Below are 18307 nucleotides of genomic sequence, written 5' to 3' on the forward strand. Positions count from 1 at the left end.
ATGAGCCATTATCCCGCGCTTCGCCTCCGCCGCACCCGCGCCTCGGCGTGGAGCCGCCGCTTGCACGGCGAAACCGTTCTCACCCCCGCCGATTTGATCTGGCCGCTGTTCATCGCCGAAGGGCAGGGAGTCGAAGAGCCGATTGCCAGCCTGCCCGGCGTGTCGCGCTGGTCGGTCGATGGCATCGTCGCACGCGCGAAGGAGGCGCGCGATCTGGGCATTCCGTGCGTCGCGCTGTTTCCCAATACCCCGCCGGGCTTGCGCACCGACGACGGGCGCGAAGCGCTCAACCCCGACAATCTGATGTGCCGCGCGATCCGCGCGCTCAAGGATGTGGTGCCCGAGGTCGGCGTGCTGACGGACGTCGCGCTCGATCCCTATACCAGCCACGGGCACGACGGATTGCTCGACGGTGGCGGCTACGTACTCAACGACGCGACGGCAGAGGTGCTGGTCGGCCAGTCTCTCAACCAGGCGGCGGCGGGCGCGGACATCATCGCGCCGTCGGATATGATGGACGGCCGCGTCGGGCTGATCCGCGAGGCGCTTGAGGCGGGCGGGTACTTCAACGTCCAAATCATGTCCTACGCCGCCAAATACGCGAGCGCGTTCTACGGCCCGTTCCGCGACGCGGTCGGGTCGCGCGGCCTGCTGAAGGGCGACAAGAAGACCTACCAGATGGACTCGGCCAACGCCGAGGAAGCGTTGCGCGAAGTCGCGCTCGACCTCGCCGAGGGCGCGGACAGCGTGATGGTCAAGCCGGGGCTGCCCTATCTCGACATCATCCTGCGCGTGAAATCGGAGTTCCAGGTGCCGGTGTTCGCGTACCAGGTGTCGGGCGAGTACGCGATGATCGAGGCGGCGGTCGCGGCGGGCGCGGCGGAGCGCGATGCGGTGGTGCTGGAGACGCTGATGGCGTTCAAGCGCGCGGGCTGTTCGGGCGTGCTGACCTACCACGCGCTCCACGCGGCGACGCTGCTCAACAAATGATCGAGACCGAACGCCTGATCCTCCGCCCGTGGCGCGAGGACGACAAACCCGCGTTCAACGCGATTATCAACACACCCGCGATGATGAAGCATTTCGGCGGGGTGAAGCCGGTCGAGGATCTGCTGCCGCTGATCGACCGCCAGATGGAGAAGCAGGCCGCCGACGGGCATTGCATGTGGGCGGTCGAGACCAAGGCCGATGGCGCGCTCGCGGGAATTTGCGGGCTGCGGCTGGGTGGGCATCCCGGCACGCCTGTCGATGGAATGTACGAACTCGGCTGGCGGATCGCCGAACGGCATTGGGGGCAGGGCATCGCGCGCGAGGCGGCGGAGGCGAGCCGCGACTGGGGCTGGGCGAACACACCGGCGCAGAGCATCGCGGCGTGGACCAACCGGGACAATGCGCCGTCCTGGGGGCTGATGCTGCGGATCGGGATGACCCGCCGTGAAGAGCTCGACTTCGATCATCCGCTATACGAGGCCGACAATCCGCTGGCGCGCATGATCGTGTACGCGATCGACCGGCCATGATCGAACGCTTCAGGTTGGAGACTGGGCGGCTGATCCTGCGCGGTTGGCGCGACGACGATGTGGCGCCGTTCCACGCGATGGGCTACGACCCGGAAGTGATGCGCTATCTCGGCCCGCCGATGTCGCTTGCCGATGCCGAAGCCGCGCGCGACCGGATGAACGCGCTGATCGTCAGCCGGGGCTATTGCTTCTGGGCGGTCGAGCGCCGCGCGGACGGCGCCTTTCTCGGCTTTTGCGGCCTCAAGCCCGGTCCGGAAGGAACGCCGATCGCGGACGAGATCGAGATCGGCTGGCGGTTGGCGCGTCACGCCTGGGGGCAGGGCTATGCCCGCGAAGCGGCGCAGGCGAGCCTCGATTGGGGGTGGAAAAACACCGAGGCGCCCGACATCGCGGCAATCACCAATATCGACAATGTGCGCAGCTGGGGCCTGATGGAGCGGCTCGGTATGACGCGCGATCATGCCGGCGATTTCGATCATCCCGCGGTACCGCTGGGCGATCCGCTGCGCCCGCACATCCTGTACCGCATCGCGCGCCTGGCTATTTCTCGCCCAGCAACGCCTTGATCGCGGCGACCTTCGCGGTTTCGGCGTCGGCCTGATCCTGCGCCCTGGCACGCAACGCGTCGAGCGCGGGATAGGGGGGCTGGCCGGCTTCGCCGCGGGCGGTCGTCATCTGTTCGAGGTCGCTGACCGTGCCGAGCGTGTCGCCGCCCAGCCCGTCCATCTCGGCGAGCGCGGATTGCGCGGCGAGCCATTGGTCGCTGCCGACCGCTTGCGCGCCTGGCGCCTTGGCCGCTGTGTCGGCACGCGCGGATATGGCGGCGAAGTCGGTGTCGATCTTCGCCAGCTTAGCCGACACTGTCCCCAGTTGTGCGTCGAGCGCGGCATCGGGCGTCGCGGCGGCCACCGGCGTCACGACTTCGTCATCCGACCGCGATTCGATCGGGCGCAACGCCAGCGAAGGATATTTGTCCGCCGCCGCACAACCGGCGGCAAGCAGGACGACGAGGAACAGTGAACGCCGGATCATCGCCATCGTCTAGGGGGCGCCAAGCCGTGGCGCAACGCACTTGCGCTCGTGTGGCGACCCCTCTAAGGGACGCCTCCTGCGCGCCCGTAGCTCAGCTGGATAGAGCATCAGACTACGAATCTGAGGGTCGGACGTTCGAATCGTTCCGGGCGCGCCAATTTCCCCTAGTTATAAGAATCGCTTGCCCGAAAGGGCTGGGATTGGCTGATTGCGGATCGCGCCGCTCATAAGCTGGCAGTAAGCTCCGCAGCCGAATCAAAGCTTGAAACGACGTAGCGGCAGGACAGCCCGCGGGTTCGAACCACCTCTTCCGTTACGCCTCCATTGATGGTTTCCGCGACAACGGCCAAGCTGACCGACATGGCGAATCAGTTGATTAGGTCGTTGAAGGTCGGGGCCAAGCGCCGATGGTGGGGCGGTCTGCGAAACGGCTTGGCCAGCGTTGGGGCGGTGTGGACGCTGACCGAACTTACGATTGCCGCGTTGCCCAACGTGAGGCTCGCTCTCGAGGCCAATGGGCGCGTCTACCTGTATGTGATGGCAGCAATCTTCATCACGGTGTTCGTGGGCTATGTGCTTGAGCCTAGATTCGTCGCCTTCAAGATTCCCACCACGGACACGTGGATCACCTTAAAGTATGACGACCTCTTCGCCCAAGACGCAGACCTGCTGATTGGCGTGAATGAGCTGTTCGACGGCGAACTTGGAGTGCCCGTCGCAAAGAGCACCGTCCACGGCCAGCTCATCGTCCGCAACTACGGCGGAAATGCTCAAGCGTTCCGGGCAGCCGTTGATCCCGCGCTGGCCGGCACAGGAATCCCTCCAAGGGCTACGGGACGGGCGATGCACCCAAGCGACGCGTACCCGATCGGGACCACCGTTAGGATACCAAACGCAGCGCACAGCGTCTTCCTTATGGCGATGGCACGGACCGATCTCGCGACATCTAAGGCATCGTCCGATGTTCCCACGCTATGGACGGCGCTCAAGAGCGGCCTTCAGGTAGTCTACGATCAAGGGAATGGTGAGCCGTTGGCGATGCCGCTTTTCGGAAACGGACAGGCGGGGGTGAAATTGGAACCTCAACACTTGCTGCGACTGCTTATATTGGCGCTGGTAGACTTTGCGACTAATAGCACTGCTCGCCTCCCCAAGAAGGTGATCGTGGTATTGCACGAAAGCTGTTTCAGCGAGTTGGATATCCGTGAAATCGCTCGCGACTGGAAGAAAACATAATGGCCTATCGCAACGGAACCTACGTAGCGTTTCATGCTGAGGGGAGCAGCGACCCTACTGCATCTGACATCAAGTACTATCGGATGATGTTGGCGTGGCACGCCAACGACGGCAGCAGCTTCTCGTTCTACAACAGCCACGATAAGGTTGCGGCGGTGCGCGACAGCAGCGTGGATGAAACGATCAAGCGGAGTCTCAGGGAGCGGCTAGATAACTCGAAAAACATGGTCCTCATTGTTGGCCAACGAACCAGATTCGATACGGACTTTGTGCCCTATGAAATCAACTACGCCGCGGGCACTTGCGGAATCCCGATCATTGCAGCGTATCCGGGCCAAGGAATAATCCGCAACCCCAGCGCACTTTCGTCGCTGTGGCCGAAGGCTTTAGCCGACAGGATAGCTAATGGCACCGCAAGCGTCATCCACGTGCCCTTCCATCAAAAGACCATCGAGAATGCCATAGGGCAGTTCAGTCACAACCAACTGCCGTCGGGAGGCGGCACGGGTATTTACAGCGATTCTGCCTACCGGTCGTTTGGCTTTTCGGTCTGACGAGGGATGGCGGGCACGGCGATAAAGGAGCTGATTTTTGAGGCCCATAAGGGGCAGGCTCAGTTCGCATATTTCCTGCTTGGTGGATCTGGCGGCGCCATTGCGTACGCTCTTCATGAAACGGCAGGAATATCACTTGCGGATGCGCCTTGGCCGCTAGGGTTTGCCGTAGCGTTCTGGGCGTTGAGCTTTGCACTCGGCTGCTTCGGAATCGACGCTCGCCAAGACGGGCTGCTCACCAACGCTTCGTTCCTGCGTGTGTTTGGCGATGTCCCACCTCAACCAGCGAATTCCCCCGGCGCACAGGTGGTCGACGAGGCGACGGAGAGCGTGAAGAAGGACCTAAAGAAGCCCGTAACGTTCTTTCGTTGGCAGAAGTGGACGCTGTTTGCTGGCGCTCTCGCCTACATTGCTGGTCATGTCCTGCAGATGGCTGCGATCCCGCCGGCTAAACCGACCAGCGCCACGCCTAAGCCTGTATCAGGCCTCGCTGCTCGCGCGCATCTATAGTGAGGTCTGGTTCAGCCTTAGAACGCGCGCTTAATTTCGATAAGCGTGCATTCCCCGTTATCGACTTGTCCTAACGAGGTTCGCTGAAACGATAGGTTGGTGCGGTCGATCATAAAGCCGTTGAATTGGACTTTTCCGGCAGTGAAAATCCCCCTCGCTGTGTAGGCTCTGCCTGACGCAGCGAACTTGTATGTCACCATCCCTACGTCTTCGTTTAGCGTCACTTCCATTGGTGCGCTGTTAGCCAAGTCGCCTGCTCCTACATCCTTGCCGTCGGGAACCAGATGGCACCTCAGGTAGACGGGCGCAGCGAATGCCGAACATGGCCAGAACGCCAATGCGAGCGCGATCAAGTATTTCAGGATACCCTCCATTTTAATCATCGGTGCGTGTTGGAGTTGAACATGGACTATAGTCCCTAGAGAATATAGTCTCTTTAGACCTTGTTCGCGCCATGACCGATTGGCGCGCGATCGTTGGTGGTAATGTTCGCCGTCTGCGAACCGAAGCGAAACTGACGCAAGAGCAACTCGCCTTCGCGGCCGAGATTGATCTGACATATGTGGGTGGCATCGAACGAGGGAAGCGCAATCCTTCGGTTCTTGTTCTCGCGAGGGTCGCGATGGCTTTGGGCAAGGAGCCCATCGACCTGCTCCAACGGCGCTAACGTGACCACACGCCGTCCCGGTGCCAACGGCGCACGGCCATCATGACCACTGGCATATCGCGGGGGTCCAGCAGTCCGTTGTCGATGCTGGATTGCCAGTCTTCGTCGCAAGCATCGAGAGAACCGTAGGCGAGCGCGAACGGTGAGATGGCCCCGCGTGACTGCTCCAGCCGCTGAACCCTCGCGAGCATGGCACGGACGGACACGTGGTTAGCCCTCCCGCTTCCCCATGCGCAGGATGCGGTCGAACTGCACGGCGTCGTAGGCTTGGGCGAATGCCGCATTGCCGAGGTGGCGGCGGGTCAACCCGTCGTTCAACTCCCGCTGCGCATCGATTTCCCGCGCGCGGCGTACCTCAAGCGGCAGGTCAGCGAGGCCCTCCGGCACTACGTCTTCGTCCGGTTCGGTCATGGTCGTAACTCCCTTGGCAGGTCCTTGAGACGGAGAGGCACGACGTAGAGCGGGTAGCGCATGAAGTCGGCCATGCTGACAGCCCAGTCCACGCTCGCCCGATACTGATCGATGGGCCACGGTGGTCCCTCGAATGCGCGCAGGTGGCGACCGTCTTCGGGTGGTCCGTGCCACACTATCTGGACGTAGCGGTCGGCCGGTTCAGGCTCGTAGGCGACGACCATGTTTGTTTTCGTTCTAATAACGCTCATGCCTGCTTCGCCTCCAATGTGATGATCCGCGACTCCAGTTCTTCGTATCCACGCACGTCCGCGAGCGCCTTGATCGACTGGAGGATTAGCTGCCCGACGTCAGGCGCGACTGCGCCAGCAGCTACCGCGTCGAGAACTTGCTCGGCCTGTTGCGCGAGTGGTGCCGAAGCGTTGAAGGGGAAGGCGACCTTCTCGGTCTGGTTGCGCAGCGCGGGCAGTACCCGCGAGAGGACCAAGGAGGCAGCGCCCGTGTCGCCGTCCAGCGCCTGCGCGATCAAGACCGACACGATGCCGTCCGCGTCCGCCAGCATGCGCTGAGCCAGCTTCGCCTTCTTGTCTGTGATACCAGGTGGACGACCGCGCGGGTTCGGGCTGCGCATCCCCGGCGTCCAAGCAGGGTTGCCAGCCTTGGCGACCCTCGGCGGTGCGGGCTGCCATCCCTCAAGCCATGCGGGCTTCTCCGTCTCGCTCATCCGCAGCATCCCTTGATAGATCAGCTTCGGATCAGCCCGTCGGCTCGATTTTCAGCGCAGCGAGCGCCTGATCGTTTGCGACCTGTAACGCGCCCACGACGCTCGGCTTTGCCCCAATCGCCTTATCGAATTGCACGTGGACTATCGAGCCGTTGCGTTCGATCATGTCGAGGAAGCGCTTCATCAAATCGAGGCGAACGACGAGGTGCGGGTTCCTCTTCACATGATGTAGGCGCAGAAAATGCTCATGATCGAGCGGCGTGAGGCCGCTCAAGAACGGCTGCGCCCCAAGGATGGCCTCAAGCGTCGGGCCGTCGTCCCGCTCAAGCGCTTCCCTCATGAACGCCTCGCGCTTACTCCGGTCCAGCCCCCGGACGAAGCTGCGCACCTCCCCATTCAGGGAGCCCAGCCCAGCGCGCTCGGTCAGGGGGCTAGTTAACTCGCACTCGGTGTGCGCGATACGGGCGCGCAAGTCTCGTTCAGCAAGGGCGAGCCGCCTTACCGCCCGATCCTTCTGTTTATTGGCCTCCTGGCCGACGATCAGGATGCGGTTTTCAGGGGTCCACGCCGGGTTCTTCTCCGCCAACTGGCGGGCGTCGTGGACCTTCCCGACGGTGACGTAGATGTCGTTGAAGGCGTTCACCACGTCATCGACGAACATCCTAGTCGTGTCGTTGTAACCCTCAACGGCGCGGTAAGTCTCCGGATCGAGTGCCGGGCTGACTCTTGTGTCGATGTCGTCGAACATTGTGCGCTCCCAAAGCTTGATACGGCTTGTAATGGGCTATTGTGCGCTGATCGCCGCTAAGTCTGTCCAGTGATTTTTGTTGCTAAACAGTTGCTTGCATCTGTTCTCGTCGCAGCGACAGTAATACTGGACATTTGAGGGTCGAGTAACTTCGGTCGCTGTCGCGGGCGGTGTCGCTGACTTTGCACCACGCGGTGCAGTGGAAGGTATTTTCGCGGCACGATACCCACCTGTTGTAGGGCGGCTCCGTCCTTCAGATAGCCGGGCAGCTTGCCTGCGGGAAGCAGGACAAACTCGCGGCACAGCTCCAACACCTTTTGTTCGCGCCCGCCATCTGATCCCTCGCCAACGTCGCCCTGACGGATGCGCTTATCAAACGCGGCAACGCCGTGTCGGACGAGCGTGATCGCCCAGTTCGCCTGCTCTTGGGTAACGACTGGATTGAGATAGTTGTCGCCTACCGCCAGCAGTGCGGCGACACGCAGCGCTTTGAGCTCGGCCCGGTTCCATAGCTGTCGGACATTTTCGTCTTCCTGCCCGACAATGGCGGCATCGCATTCGTCGTTGAAGCGTTCGAACAACGAGCTCGCGGCTGCGCTGAACGCAACCTCCTGAAACCTATCAGCTGTAATTGTTTGATGAGCATGGATGATGATGCGAGCCAAGTAGTCCACCAGCGGTTGTGGCGGGCGTTGGAGAGGCGAGGCGTTTCTGGGAGGCCGGTCCCCGCTGTATTCGATGACGCAGAACCGTGACATGAACCCGTCACTCATCATTGTATCGGTAATGGATTCATAGAAGTGTGTTGGCGTGGTCTCGCCGATCAGGCTGAACGCGACACCTTTCATTGACGCGACGTTTTGCTCCTGATTGCTGTAAGTGATTCCACCCGCGACATCGTCAGGACCGGACTTTGTGTAGAGCGTGGTCAACTGTTTCTGCAGCGAGCGCATACTGGGGTCGTTATTCTTCGCCATCGCCAGAAACTTGAGCCCAATCTCACCCGCGACGTTCACGAACGATGGGTTGGATAGGCAGGTTTTTGTAAGCGCAGGGCCCGAGACAAAATCGCTATAATCTACGAAGTTTCCGGCGAACTGGCACTGCGACGTAGCTGCGGCGATGATCTTCGCGATGCCGCTATGCATCGCCTCCTTACCGATAGACGAACGAGCCACCAGCACCACGTAGAGGTTCAAGCCGGTGTAGGGCGCCGGGGTATGCCAAGACCGCCCCGCAATGCCCGCCATAAGTCCAAGCGCGCCAACAATGGCGACCTCTTGCACAGGTCGGGGAGCCTGCTGGTAGATGAACTGTGCGAGCGCGCCGACGAACCCGGGCGGCCAAGGTAAAGCGCCGTGCATTGTGGAGGGATGAGCTTCTGGCGCAGCTGACAAACGAAAGTCCCGCATCACGTCTGCCTGTCTGGCATCTTGCTCCCGCTGGCACTGTGCGGCGATCACCTCGGGAGGCACGCCAATCACATCGCTGAGATCAGCCATGCCACACCTCCATATTTAGGGGAGGGGGGCAAGCCGGATTGTGGACCCATCGGGTCATCGTATAAATATGCATTGCTTGATGTGCTCCTTGGCGGCGGGATCGGCTTGCTGGGCTGGTTCCGCCGCTATTTTGTGAGTGTGGCTTACGATTCGCGTGCCAGTCGCGCCGGTCGGCTGGTAAAGCGCTCGATTCCAAGGGCTTCGTCAGACCGAGCCGCAGGTTTGCAGTTTGACGGTCGAGTTTGCAGCCGGGCTATAGGCGCTGGTGCTGGCGAACGACTGCTCGCGCAAATAGCGCGTCACCTCTGTCGGTTCGTATCGCACGGGGCACTGTTTGGCGGTCCCGAGTTTGACGAAATCGGGGCCTTTTCCCTTACCTCTCCAGATCTCGAGAGTATTGGGTTTGATACCGAGCAGCGCCGCAGTCTCGGCGCTCGTGAGCAAGGTCATATCGCAATTCCATAGCGAAGCGTTGCCACCAGTTTCCTGATGTCTGCCGCACCACCATGGGCTGCTACTTGTCGCTTGGACCTGCCCGCACTGGACCGTAGTCGGTCCCCAACGCCCTCCCAGAGGCTACATTGGAACGTGTAGGAACGGCCAAAGCAGGCCAGGCCGCAACTTTACGTAGCTAGCAGTAGCTCACGCAAGCGGTAATTATCACAATTCCCACGCCGCTGCGTGAGAGGGTCGGTGACACTCATCAGCGCATTCGCGCTGCGGGGCGGCGTGGTGCTCGAAAGCCACCGCGCCGCGCCTGTTATCGCGCTGGGCGCAAATCAGCTTGTGCGGGCGGCTACGCGGCCGCGTGCAGCCCCACTACGTTCGCGCCAGTCGCCTGCGCCGCAGCGATGTTCGCAGCATTCTCGATCCAATCCCCAATCGCCTGCACGACAGGATAGTATTCCCGCAGGTCAGAGGTTTGGAGGTAGTGGCGCATCGTGATGGATTGCGGAACGTGATTAGTGAGCAGTTCCAATTTTGCCACGTCTAACCCGCAGGCATTTGCACCGAGCGTCACGAAAGATCGCCTGAGGTCGTGCGCAGAGAGGCGGTTCATCCCGATCAGCAGGCTCAGGCGAGTCAGCGGGGCACGGGCATCCATGAGGCGACCCGCCTTGCTGCGCGATGTAAACACGTAGGGATTGCCGTCCACGGGCGTACGTCCCCGGAGCACGGCGACCGCTTGCGTGCTGAGCGGCAGCGACACCGGGTGCTTGTTCTTGGGGTCCGGGAGGTAAAACCAGCACTCGCAAGGATCGTCATTCAGATGCACACGATCCCAAGTGAGCGTCGCGCCTTCGTTGCGGCGCGCTCCAGTGAGCAGGAGGAATTTGACCAGATCAACGCCACACGCCGCGTCCGCGTTGATCGCTGTTCCGCGCGCAGCGGTCAGCAGATTCCAGAATTTGCCGATCGAGCGACGGTCAATATGGCGGGTGCGGGGCGGGGAAGGGCGTAAATCCTTCTTGAGAATGCCGACCGGGTTGCGCTCAATTATCGGGGCGCCGTCTAGCCGCTGATATTCCGACATTGCGAAGTTGATGAGCGTGCGCAGCGTGACCATCGCGATCGCCGCTTGGACGGGGGCTGGTCCCTTTCCTCGCAGACCCTCTTTAGCCAGCTTGTCGTAACGCTGGCGGCACTCGGCGGGCGTGATCGATGCAATTGGCCGATGGCACCAAGCGGCGAAGACCTTCTCCACGTGCCGCCGCATCTCTGCCTTTGTGCTATCCTTCAACTGGCCGGGACGGTTGAGATACTGATCGCACACAGTTTGCAGCGAGACCTTGGCAGCTTCGTCCTGTCGCTTGGTATCGCGCGGGTCGATACCCATCCGCATTGAGCGCAGGTGCTCGCGCGCAACGTCACGCGCTTGATCGACCGTAAAAACTCCGAACGGACCCACGGTGACTCGGGCAGCTGGCGAGGAAGTGCCCTCAACGCGGCCCTGAACGATGAAGGTCAGCTTGCCCGTCGGCGTAACTCGGACTCCAAAGCCTTTCGTATCTGTATCCCAGTGAAACTCGTCCTTGGTCCCCGGCATGATCCTTTCGACGTATCCCTTCGTCAATTTCACGGGCGGGTGGCGGCGTGTTGGGTCTGGCATCGCATGGCTCCTCGTAAGCACGACGTAAGCAGCCAAGGTAAAGCTGCGCCAAAGTGTGTAGGGCTTATGAATCGAGCCAAGCAACTGAAATATCGAGACAATAAAGCTATATCAAGCTGCGCAAAACTACGCAAAGTCCCCATGCCCTACACTACGAATCTGAGGGTCGGACGTTCGAATCGTTCCGGGCGCGCCAATGAAAGCCCCGCTAGCCCAACCGGCTGGCGGGGCTTTTGTTTTTTGGTGCCGCGACGAGCCGCGCGTGCCCAATTTGGGCGAAAATGTGGCAGGAAGTGCATTTTATCCTATTAAACGAGTATGGATTGCGCCATAGCGGCCCGCGGAACACAGGACCGGTTCGCGAAGCATGGTGCAGAGCGGGGGTAAGCGGCCTGGAAACCACGGAGTGAAGACTATGAAGAAGCTCGTTATTCTCTCGCTGATCGCGCCCGCCGTCCTCGGCCTCGCCGCTTGCGGCGGCGCGAAGGACCAGGGCAATGTCGTGACCAACGATGTCGTCAGCAACGCCGACGATTTCAACCTGAGCGACGATGCGAACACCGTCGACGCCAACGCGACCGTTCCGGTCGAGAACGTCGCCAACGCGAACTGATCCGTCGGCGCTCAAGCGCCGATGATCCGGGGCCGCGTCACCTGTAAGGGGTGGCGCGGCCTTTTCGTTTTCTGGTAGCGCGTTGGCGATGCAGGACGACGACAAAAAGTTGGCGGCCGAAACCGCGATTGCGGAAATCCGCGACGGGATGCGCGTCGGGTTGGGCAGCGGATCGACGGTCGCGTTCGCGATCGCGGCGATCGGGCGCCAGTTGGCGAGCTGGCCCAAGGCGACGTTCTTTTCGACATCGCAATCGACGACGCGAGCAGCGCGAGAGGCCGGCATATCGATCGCGCGTTTCGCCGATCAGGTCGAGATCGATCTGGCGATCGACGGAGTCGACGAAATCGATCCCCAGTTTTGCGCGATCAAGGGTGGCGGCGGAGCGCTGCTCCGCGAAAAAGTCGTTGCCAGCGCCGCCGAGCGAATGGTCGCCATTGCCGACGGCTCGAAACAAGTCGGGGTCCTAGGCGCGCCGGTGCCCGTCGAAGTGCTGCCCTTTGCGCAGATGTTTGTTGCGGGACGCGTTGCGGCGCTTGACGGCGAACCAATGCTGCGAGCGGCTGGCGATAAGGAATATCGCACCAATCAGGGCAATCTGATCCTCGATTGCCATTTTGGCGCGATCTTCGATTCGGAAAAACTTGCCTTCGAACTCCAGGCAATCCCCGGCGTGCTCGGACACGGCCTGTTCCTTACCGAAGTCGCCGCCGCCTATATCGCCGACAAGGGTGTCGTTACGAAAATGGAACGTAACGCCGCGTGACGGGTGGCATGGTCGCGACGCGCACCATATAGGGCAGGGAAGGGCGCAACCGCCGCCGCGTCTGCGCGTTCCACCACCCGAGCCGGGAGCCGAAGCCAGCATGTCCGATACCCAGACCGCCGACGTGGATCAGTTACAGGAAGACGGCAGCATCGATCGCCTGACGATCGACACGATCCGCACGCTGTCGATGGACGCGGTGCAAAAGGCGAATTCGGGGCATCCGGGAACGCCGATGGCATTGGCACCGGTTGGTTATACGCTTTGGTCGCAATTCCTGCGCTACGATCCGTCGAAGCCCGATTGGCCCAACCGCGACCGTTTCGTGCTGTCGGTCGGGCATGCGTCGATGCTCCTATACTCGCTGCTCCATCTGGCTGGCGTTGAGGAGATCGACCGCGACGGCAAGAAGACCGGCAAGGAAGCGGTAAGTCTCAAGGACATAGAGGATTTCCGGCAGCTCGGGTCGAAGACCCCAGGCCATCCGGAATACCGCCACACCACCGGCGTCGAGACAACGACGGGGCCGCTCGGGCAGGGTTGCGGCAATTCGGTCGGCATGGCGATTGCCGAACGCTGGCTGGCGGCGCGCTATAACAAGCCCGGCTTCGACCTGTTCGACCATGACGTCTACGCGCTGTGCGGCGACGGCGACATGATGGAGGGCGTGTCGGCCGAGGCCGCGTCGATCGCCGGACACCTCAAGCTGTCGAACCTCTGCTGGATCTACGACAGCAACCACATCTCGATCGAGGGCTCGACGAGCCTCGCGTTCGACGAGGATGTCGGGAAGCGGTTCGAGGCGTATGGCTGGAACGTCATCCACGTGAACGACGCCAACGATTGCGATGCGATGGCGCAGGCGCTGGCGGCGTTCCGCAAGACCGACGACCGCCCGACCTTCATCGTCGTCCATTCGATCATCGGCTGGGGCAGTCCGCGCGCGGGCAGCGAAAAGGCGCATGGCGAGGCACTTGGCGAAGAAAACGTCAAGCTGACCAAGCAGGCCTATGGCTGGCCCGACGACAAGAATTTTTATGTACCCGACGGCGTGGTCGAGCATTTCAACGGCTGTGTCGCCGACCGCGGCGGTCCGTTGCGTGAGGCATGGGAGAAGACGCTGGCGAGCTATCGGACCGCGCAGCCCGATCTCGCCAAGGAACTGGATTTGATCCTGGCGGACAAGCTGCCCGACGGGTGGGACGCGGATGTTCCGGTGTTCGACGCGGATGAAAAGGGTCTCGCCAGCCGCGATGCGGGCGGCAAGGTGCTCAATGCGATCGTCAAGAACGTGCCGTGGCTGATCGGCGGGTCGGCCGACTTGGCGCCCTCGACCAAGACCGACATCAAGAATGCCGAATCGTTCGAACCCGGCAATTACGCCGGCGTCAACTTCCATTTCGGCGTGCGCGAACACAGCATGGGCGCGGTGGTCAACGGTATGGCGCTGTCGCACCTCCGGGCATATGGCAGCACATTCCTGGTGTTCCTCGATTACATGCGCGCGCCGGTCCGGCTGTCGTCGATCATGGAACTGGGCGCGGTGTGGGTTTACACGCACGACTCGATCGGGGTCGGCGAGGACGGCCCGACGCATCAGCCGATCGAGCATCTCGCAACGCTGCGCGCGATCCCCGGGCTCGACACGATCCGCCCCGGCGACGCCAACGAAGTCGCCGCAGCGTGGAAGGCGATTGTGGCCGATGGCGGGCATCCGACCGCGCTGATCCTGTCGCGTCAGGCGCTGCCGACGCTGGATCGCAAGAAATATGCGAGCGCCGACGGTGTCGCGAAGGGCGGATACATCCTCGCCGACAGCGACCATCCGCAGGTCATCCTGATCGCGACCGGCTCTGAAGTTTCGCTCGCGGTCGGCGCGTATGAGAAGCTCAAGGCCGACGGCATTGCCGCGCGCGTTGTCTCGATGCCCAGCTGGTTCCGCTACGAGAAGCAGTCCGACGCGTACAAGGAATCGGTACTACCGAAGAAGGTCGGCGCCCGGCTCGCGATCGAAATGGCGGGCGAGATCGGCTGGGACCGCTATATCGGGCTGTCGGGTAAGACGATCACGATGAACACGTTCGGTGCATCGGCGCCGCTCGCCAAGCTGGCCGATAAATTCGGGTTCACCGTCGACAACGTCGTGAAGACCGCCAAATCGATGCTGGAGAAGAAGTGATGGGCCGCCTCAACGACCTCGAAGCGCTAGGCCAGGCCGTCTGGCTCGATTTCATCGACCGAAAGCTGCTCGCCGAGGGCGGGCTGAAAAAGCTCGTCGACGAGGACGGCATCACCGGCGTCACCAGCAACCCGTCGATTTTCGAAAAGGCGATGGGGCACGGCGACGCCTATGACGCCGAACTCGCCGAGTTCGACAAGACCAATCCCGACGCTTCGACCATGGCGCGGTACGAACATCTCGCGATTCAGGACATCCAAGCCGCGGCGGACATACTGCGCCCGATCTATGATCGGCTGGATGCGAAGGACGGCTATGTCAGCCTGGAAGTGTCGCCGTATCTCGCCAACGATACCGACGCGACAATCGCCGAGGCGGCGCGATTGTGGGCGGCGGTCGACCGGCCCAATCTGATGATCAAGATCCCCGGCACGGCCGCCGGGGTTCCGGCGATCGCCGCGACGATCGCGACGGGGATTAATGTCAACGTCAAGCTATTGTTCTCGATCAAGGCGTATCAGGCGGTGGCCTATGCGTACGTCGAGGGGCTGGAGATGCGCGTCGCGAAGGGCGAGCCGCTCGACCGGATCGCCAGCGTCGCGAGCTTCTTCGTCAGCCGGATCGACGGCAAGATCGACGACGCCATCGACGCTGGCACGGGCGGCGACGACGCCAAGGCGCTGAAGGGCAAGGTCGCGATCGCCAATGCCAAGGCTGCCTATGCCTGGTACGCTCAGGGGGTCGCGACCGATCGCTGGAAGGCGCTCGCCGACAAGGGCGCGATGGTGCAGCGGCTGCTCTGGGCGTCCACCGGCACCAAGAATCCCGATTATTCGGACGTGCTTTATCTGGATTCGCTGATCGGTCCCGACACGGTAAACACCGTGCCGCCCAAGACGATGGATGCGTTCCGCGATCATGGCACCGCGGCCGAGACGCTGACGCAGGATGTCGATGGCGCGAAGCATGTACTGGCGGAGGCCGAACGGCTCGGTCTCGACTTGGCGGGCGTGACCGATACGTTGGTGTCGGAGGGCGTCGCGTCGTTTTCCAAGGCGTTCGACGATCTGCTCGGCGCGATCGCCGCCAAGCATCCCGCCACCGCCTGAACTATTCGGAGATTGCCATGAAGATCGGGATCATCGGCCTTGGCCGGATGGGCGGCAATATCGCACGGCGGCTGATGCGCGCGGGGCATCAAACGGTGGTGTACGACCGCGCGCCCGAAACGGTGAAGGAATTGGTTGGCGACGGCGCGATCGGGGCCGGGTCGCTCGACGAGATGAAGGCCAAACTCGACGGGCAGGCAATTTTCTGGGTGATGCTGCCGGCGGGCGACCCGACCGACCAGACGATCGAGACGCTGTCGGGGATGTGTGCCAAGGGCGATATCATCATCGATGGCGGTAACACCTTCTACAAGGACGACATAAAGCGCGCCAAGCACCTGTCCAGAAAGCACATTCATTATGTCGACGTCGGCACGTCGGGCGGCGTTTGGGGGCTCGAGCGCGGCTATTGCATGATGGTCGGTGGGGACGCCGACGTGGTGAAAACGCTCGATCCGATCCTCGAAGCGCTGGCACCGGGCGTTGGCACCATCCCGCGCACCCCGAACAGGATGGCGCAGGAGGGCGAGGATCCGCGCGCCGAGAAGGGCTATATCCACGCCGGGCCAGCCGGGGCGGGCCACTTCGTCAAGATGGTGCACAACGGTATCGAATACGGACTGATGCAGGCGTACGCGGAGGGCTTCGACATCCTGTCCTCCAAAAGCTCCGACAGATTGCCCGAGGACGAACGCTTCGACCTCAACCTGACCGACATCGCTGAAGTGTGGCGGCGCGGCAGCGTGATTTCGTCCTGGTTGCTCGATCTGTGCGCGTCGGCGCTCGCGCATGACATGACGCTCGAGCAATTCTCCGGGCGAGTCGCCGATTCGGGCGAAGGGCATTGGACGATCGAGGCGGCGATGGAGGAAGCGGTGCCCGCGCACGTGCTGACCGCCGCACTGTTCGCGCGCTATCGCAGCCGGGTTGAGCACACGTACGGCGACAAATTGCTGTCGGCGATGCGCTTCGGCTTCGGCGGGCATGTGGAAATGCCGCAGTGATCCGATTGGTCGTGTCGGACGTCGACGGCACGCTGGTTCGCAGGGACAAGTCGCTCAGCCCGCAGACGATCGCGGCGGTGCATCGGCTGCGCGCGGCGGAGATCCCGTTCACGCTGATATCGGCGCGACCGGTATCAGGCGTGATGCCGCTGGTCGCACCGCTCGGCATCGACATTCCGCTCGCCGCGTTCAACGGCGGCATCCTGTTTCGTCCCGATGGCAGCGAGATCGTCGCGCATCCGATCGACCGCGCGGTGGTCGAAGGCGTGTTCGCGCTGGCCGAGGAACTGGCGGTCGATCGCTGGGTGTTCGCCAGCGGGCAATGGTATGCGAGCGCCGATCAGGGCGTGCATGTCGAGCATGAGCGCGTCGCGTCGAACCAGGCGCCGATCGTGCGCACCAACTTCGCCGATCTCTACGACGCTGCCGACAAGGTGACCTTCGTCAGCGACGAGCGCGCGTTGCTTAAGGCGCTGGCCGACCGGGCCGTTGCGGCATTCGGTGACCGCGCGACGATCGGGCAGAGCCAGACCTATTACCTCGACGTCACCGACACCGCCGCCAACAAGGGCGATGGCGTCGCGGCGCTGGCGCAAATGCTCGGTATCGACCTGGCCGATGTCGTCGTGCTCGGCGACATGGACAACGATGTCGCGATGTTCGACCGCGCGGGGCTGTCGGTGGCGATGGGGCAGGCGCCTGACGCGGTGAAGGCCAAGGCCGACTGGGTGTCGAGCACCAATCAGGAGGACGGCGTCGCACATGCGATCGACGCGTTCATTTTGCCGAAGGTACAATCATGAAGAAGCTGATCGCTTTCGACCTCGACGGCACGCTTGCGCTGTCGAAACAGCCGCTAGACGACCGCATGGCGAATGCGATCGCCGACCTGCTCGACGTCGCCAAGGTCGATATCATCTCGGGCGGCGACTGGCCGCAATTCGAAAAGCAAGTGATCGGGCGGATGATCGACCGCGCCAACCTGGGTAATCTGTTTATCCAGCCGACCACCGGTACCAAGCTGTACCGCTTCATCGACGGCGCGTGGAAGGCGATCTACGCCGAATTGTTCAGCGAGGACGAGCGCAAGCACATCATCGCCGCGTTCGACCAGGCGATGGCGGAAGAGGGCCTCGACCAAGGCAAGACGTGGGGCGACCGAGTCGAGGACCGCGGCAGTCAGGTGACCTTTTCCGCGCTCGGACAACAGGCGCCGCTCGAGGCCAAGGACAGTTGGGACCCCGACCACGTCAAGCGCAAGAAATTGCAGGCGCGGCTGCGCGGGATGCTGCCCGATCTGTCGATCAACATCGGCGGATCGACCTCGATCGACATCACGCGCAAGGGCGTCGACAAGGCGTATGGGTTGAAGAAACTGCTGCCCGAAGCAGGGGTGACGGCGGAGGAAGTGCTGTTCCTCGGCGACGCGATCTTCCCGGGTGGGAACGATTATCCCGCGAAGGAAATGGGACTCGACACGATCAAGGTCGAGTCGATCGAGGACACGAGGCGGGTGATCGAGACGATCGTACTGGTTCTAAAAGGCTGACCGCAGCCCAAATACTCCATCACCCTGAACTTGTTTCAGGGTCCATGTCTCCGCCAGCGCCGTCATTCCTTGC

21 protein-coding genes and 1 tRNA gene are annotated in these 18307 nt (G+C 62.2%); 15 read left to right on the forward strand and 7 right to left on the reverse strand.

All coding sequences use genetic code 11. The annotated features are described in order from the left end of the window. Genes hemB through JWM94_RS07000 form a run of 3 tightly spaced genes read left to right on the forward strand, consistent with a single transcriptional unit; the run spans position 1 to position 2086 of the window. Positions 1–990, forward strand: a complete 990-nt coding sequence (gene hemB, locus JWM94_RS06990; RefSeq protein WP_299424183.1) for a porphobilinogen synthase — start codon at positions 1–3, stop codon at positions 988–990. Then, positions 987–1520 carry a GNAT family N-acetyltransferase gene (locus JWM94_RS06995; RefSeq protein WP_299424186.1) on the forward strand — a complete coding sequence of 178 codons (534 nt, stop codon included), beginning with the start codon at positions 987–989 and terminating at the stop codon, positions 1518–1520. The genes hemB and JWM94_RS06995 overlap by 4 nt, the downstream gene beginning before the upstream one ends. Continuing rightward, positions 1517–2086, forward strand: a complete 570-nt coding sequence (locus JWM94_RS07000; protein ID WP_299424188.1) for a GNAT family N-acetyltransferase — start codon at positions 1517–1519, stop codon at positions 2084–2086. The genes JWM94_RS06995 and JWM94_RS07000 overlap by 4 nt, the downstream gene beginning before the upstream one ends. Here the strand turns inward: JWM94_RS07000 and JWM94_RS07005 are convergent. Continuing rightward, positions 2061–2552, reverse strand: coding sequence for a hypothetical protein (locus tag JWM94_RS07005; RefSeq protein WP_299424191.1), 492 nt, complete (start codon positions 2550–2552; stop codon positions 2061–2063). The two genes, JWM94_RS07000 and JWM94_RS07005, sit on opposite strands and share 26 nt — an antisense overlap. Positions 2553–2632: 80 nt before the next feature. Between JWM94_RS07005 and JWM94_RS07010 the strand changes: the two genes are divergently transcribed. The 5 genes from JWM94_RS07010 (at position 2633) to JWM94_RS07030 (ending at position 5519) form a co-directional block, all read left to right on the forward strand. Beyond that, positions 2633–2709 (forward strand) — tRNA-Arg (locus JWM94_RS07010). A 170-nt stretch (positions 2710–2879) separates the two neighbouring features. Continuing rightward, positions 2880–3788 (forward strand): macro domain-containing protein, encoded by a 909-nt coding sequence (locus JWM94_RS07015; RefSeq protein WP_299424193.1) that lies wholly within the window; start codon positions 2880–2882, stop codon positions 3786–3788. Continuing rightward, positions 3788–4342, forward strand: a complete 555-nt coding sequence (locus JWM94_RS07020) for a TIR domain-containing protein (protein WP_299424196.1) — start codon at positions 3788–3790, stop codon at positions 4340–4342. Before JWM94_RS07015 ends, JWM94_RS07020 begins: the two co-directional genes overlap by 1 nt. 6 nt (positions 4343–4348) lie before the next feature. Next, positions 4349–4852 (forward strand): hypothetical protein, encoded by a 504-nt coding sequence (locus tag JWM94_RS07025; protein ID WP_299424198.1) that lies wholly within the window; start codon positions 4349–4351, stop codon positions 4850–4852. 454 nt (positions 4853–5306) lie between these two features. Continuing rightward, positions 5307–5519, forward strand: coding sequence for a helix-turn-helix transcriptional regulator (locus JWM94_RS07030; RefSeq protein ID WP_299424200.1), 213 nt, complete (start codon positions 5307–5309; stop codon positions 5517–5519). Positions 5520–5729: 210 nt separating this feature from the next. Here JWM94_RS07030 and JWM94_RS07035 read toward each other — a convergent pair whose 3' ends face one another. The 6 genes from JWM94_RS07035 to JWM94_RS07060 all read right to left on the reverse strand — a co-directional run bounded on the left by JWM94_RS07035 (position 5730) and on the right by JWM94_RS07060 (position 11014). After that, the gene (locus JWM94_RS07035; RefSeq protein ID WP_299424203.1) at positions 5730–5930 is read right to left on the reverse strand and encodes a hypothetical protein; all 201 of its coding nucleotides are present in this window, start codon (positions 5928–5930) and stop codon (positions 5730–5732) included. Positions 5931–6177: 247 nt separating this feature from the next. Beyond that, a complete protein-coding gene (locus JWM94_RS07040) occupies positions 6178–6654 on the reverse strand; it encodes a DUF5681 domain-containing protein (RefSeq protein WP_299424205.1) in 477 nt (158 codons plus the stop codon). A 31-nt stretch (positions 6655–6685) separates the two neighbouring features. Continuing rightward, positions 6686–7402: a hypothetical protein gene (locus tag JWM94_RS07045; RefSeq protein WP_299424208.1), complete on the reverse strand. Its 717-nt coding sequence runs from the start codon at positions 7400–7402 to the stop codon at positions 6686–6688. A 56-nt stretch (positions 7403–7458) separates the two neighbouring features. Beyond that, the gene (locus tag JWM94_RS07050) at positions 7459–8904 is read right to left on the reverse strand and encodes a DUF3987 domain-containing protein (protein WP_299424210.1); all 1446 of its coding nucleotides are present in this window, start codon (positions 8902–8904) and stop codon (positions 7459–7461) included. Between the two features lie 204 nt (positions 8905–9108). After that, positions 9109–9354: a helix-turn-helix domain-containing protein gene (locus tag JWM94_RS07055; protein WP_299424213.1), complete on the reverse strand. Its 246-nt coding sequence runs from the start codon at positions 9352–9354 to the stop codon at positions 9109–9111. A 346-nt stretch (positions 9355–9700) separates the two neighbouring features. After that, on the reverse strand, positions 9701–11014 hold the full coding sequence (locus JWM94_RS07060) for an integrase family protein (protein WP_299424216.1): 1314 nt from the start codon (positions 11012–11014) through the stop codon (positions 9701–9703). A 415-nt stretch (positions 11015–11429) separates the two neighbouring features. Between JWM94_RS07060 and JWM94_RS07065 the strand changes: the two genes are divergently transcribed. From JWM94_RS07065 to JWM94_RS07095, 7 genes are all read left to right on the forward strand, one after another. Continuing rightward, complete coding sequence (locus tag JWM94_RS07065; RefSeq protein WP_299424218.1) at positions 11430–11627, forward strand: circumsporozoite protein; 198 nt, start codon at positions 11430–11432, stop codon at positions 11625–11627. Positions 11628–11715: 88 nt separating this feature from the next. After that, positions 11716–12393, forward strand: a complete 678-nt coding sequence (gene rpiA, locus JWM94_RS07070; protein WP_299424221.1) for a ribose-5-phosphate isomerase RpiA — start codon at positions 11716–11718, stop codon at positions 12391–12393. A gap of 100 nt (positions 12394–12493) precedes the next feature. Next, positions 12494–14572 carry a transketolase gene (tkt, locus tag JWM94_RS07075; RefSeq protein WP_299424223.1) on the forward strand — a complete coding sequence of 693 codons (2079 nt, stop codon included), beginning with the start codon at positions 12494–12496 and terminating at the stop codon, positions 14570–14572. After that, positions 14572–15681, forward strand: coding sequence for a transaldolase (gene tal, locus JWM94_RS07080; RefSeq protein ID WP_299424226.1), 1110 nt, complete (start codon positions 14572–14574; stop codon positions 15679–15681). The genes tkt and tal overlap by 1 nt, the downstream gene beginning before the upstream one ends. Before the next feature lie 17 nt (positions 15682–15698). Beyond that, entirely contained in the window at positions 15699–16685 is a 987-nt protein-coding gene (gene gnd, locus JWM94_RS07085; protein ID WP_299424228.1) for a phosphogluconate dehydrogenase (NAD(+)-dependent, decarboxylating), read from the forward strand. After that, positions 16682–17488 (forward strand): Cof-type HAD-IIB family hydrolase, encoded by an 807-nt coding sequence (locus tag JWM94_RS07090; RefSeq protein WP_299424231.1) that lies wholly within the window; start codon positions 16682–16684, stop codon positions 17486–17488. Before gnd ends, JWM94_RS07090 begins: the two co-directional genes overlap by 4 nt. Continuing rightward, the gene (locus tag JWM94_RS07095) at positions 17485–18234 is read left to right on the forward strand and encodes an HAD-IIB family hydrolase (RefSeq protein WP_299424234.1); all 750 of its coding nucleotides are present in this window, start codon (positions 17485–17487) and stop codon (positions 18232–18234) included. Before JWM94_RS07090 ends, JWM94_RS07095 begins: the two co-directional genes overlap by 4 nt. The last annotated feature ends 73 nt before the right edge of the window (positions 18235–18307 follow it).

It is taken from the genome of Sphingomonas bacterium (genome assembly GCF_028289855.1).
Classification (GTDB): Bacteria; Pseudomonadota; Alphaproteobacteria; order Sphingomonadales; family Sphingomonadaceae; genus Sphingomonas.

Bases quoted from the DNA above. Each gene is read 5' to 3' on its own strand.
- hemB (WP_299424183.1), top strand. From the start codon at position 1: ATGAGCCATTATCCCGCGCTTCGCCTCCGCCGCACCCGCGCCTCGGCG.
- JWM94_RS06995 (WP_299424186.1), top strand. From the start codon at position 987: ATGATCGAGACCGAACGCCTGATCCTCCGCCCGTGGCGCGAGGACGAC.
- JWM94_RS07000 (WP_299424188.1), top strand. From the start codon at position 1,517: ATGATCGAACGCTTCAGGTTGGAGACTGGGCGGCTGATCCTGCGCGGT.
- JWM94_RS07005 (WP_299424191.1), bottom strand. From the start codon at position 2,552: ATGATCCGGCGTTCACTGTTCCTCGTCGTCCTGCTTGCCGCCGGTTGT.
- JWM94_RS07015 (WP_299424193.1), top strand. From the start codon at position 2,880: ATGGTTTCCGCGACAACGGCCAAGCTGACCGACATGGCGAATCAGTTG.
- JWM94_RS07020 (WP_299424196.1), top strand. From the start codon at position 3,788: ATGGCCTATCGCAACGGAACCTACGTAGCGTTTCATGCTGAGGGGAGC.
- JWM94_RS07025 (WP_299424198.1), top strand. From the start codon at position 4,349: ATGGCGGGCACGGCGATAAAGGAGCTGATTTTTGAGGCCCATAAGGGG.
- JWM94_RS07030 (WP_299424200.1), top strand. From the start codon at position 5,307: ATGACCGATTGGCGCGCGATCGTTGGTGGTAATGTTCGCCGTCTGCGA.
- JWM94_RS07035 (WP_299424203.1), bottom strand. From the start codon at position 5,930: ATGACCGAACCGGACGAAGACGTAGTGCCGGAGGGCCTCGCTGACCTG.
- JWM94_RS07040 (WP_299424205.1), bottom strand. From the start codon at position 6,654: ATGAGCGAGACGGAGAAGCCCGCATGGCTTGAGGGATGGCAGCCCGCA.
- JWM94_RS07045 (WP_299424208.1), bottom strand. From the start codon at position 7,402: ATGTTCGACGACATCGACACAAGAGTCAGCCCGGCACTCGATCCGGAG.
- JWM94_RS07050 (WP_299424210.1), bottom strand. From the start codon at position 8,904: ATGGCTGATCTCAGCGATGTGATTGGCGTGCCTCCCGAGGTGATCGCC.
- JWM94_RS07055 (WP_299424213.1), bottom strand. From the start codon at position 9,354: ATGACCTTGCTCACGAGCGCCGAGACTGCGGCGCTGCTCGGTATCAAA.
- JWM94_RS07060 (WP_299424216.1), bottom strand. From the start codon at position 11,014: ATGCCAGACCCAACACGCCGCCACCCGCCCGTGAAATTGACGAAGGGA.
- JWM94_RS07065 (WP_299424218.1), top strand. From the start codon at position 11,430: ATGAAGAAGCTCGTTATTCTCTCGCTGATCGCGCCCGCCGTCCTCGGC.
- rpiA (WP_299424221.1), top strand. From the start codon at position 11,716: ATGCAGGACGACGACAAAAAGTTGGCGGCCGAAACCGCGATTGCGGAA.
- tkt (WP_299424223.1), top strand. From the start codon at position 12,494: ATGTCCGATACCCAGACCGCCGACGTGGATCAGTTACAGGAAGACGGC.
- tal (WP_299424226.1), top strand. From the start codon at position 14,572: ATGGGCCGCCTCAACGACCTCGAAGCGCTAGGCCAGGCCGTCTGGCTC.
- gnd (WP_299424228.1), top strand. From the start codon at position 15,699: ATGAAGATCGGGATCATCGGCCTTGGCCGGATGGGCGGCAATATCGCA.
- JWM94_RS07095 (WP_299424234.1), top strand. From the start codon at position 17,485: ATGAAGAAGCTGATCGCTTTCGACCTCGACGGCACGCTTGCGCTGTCG.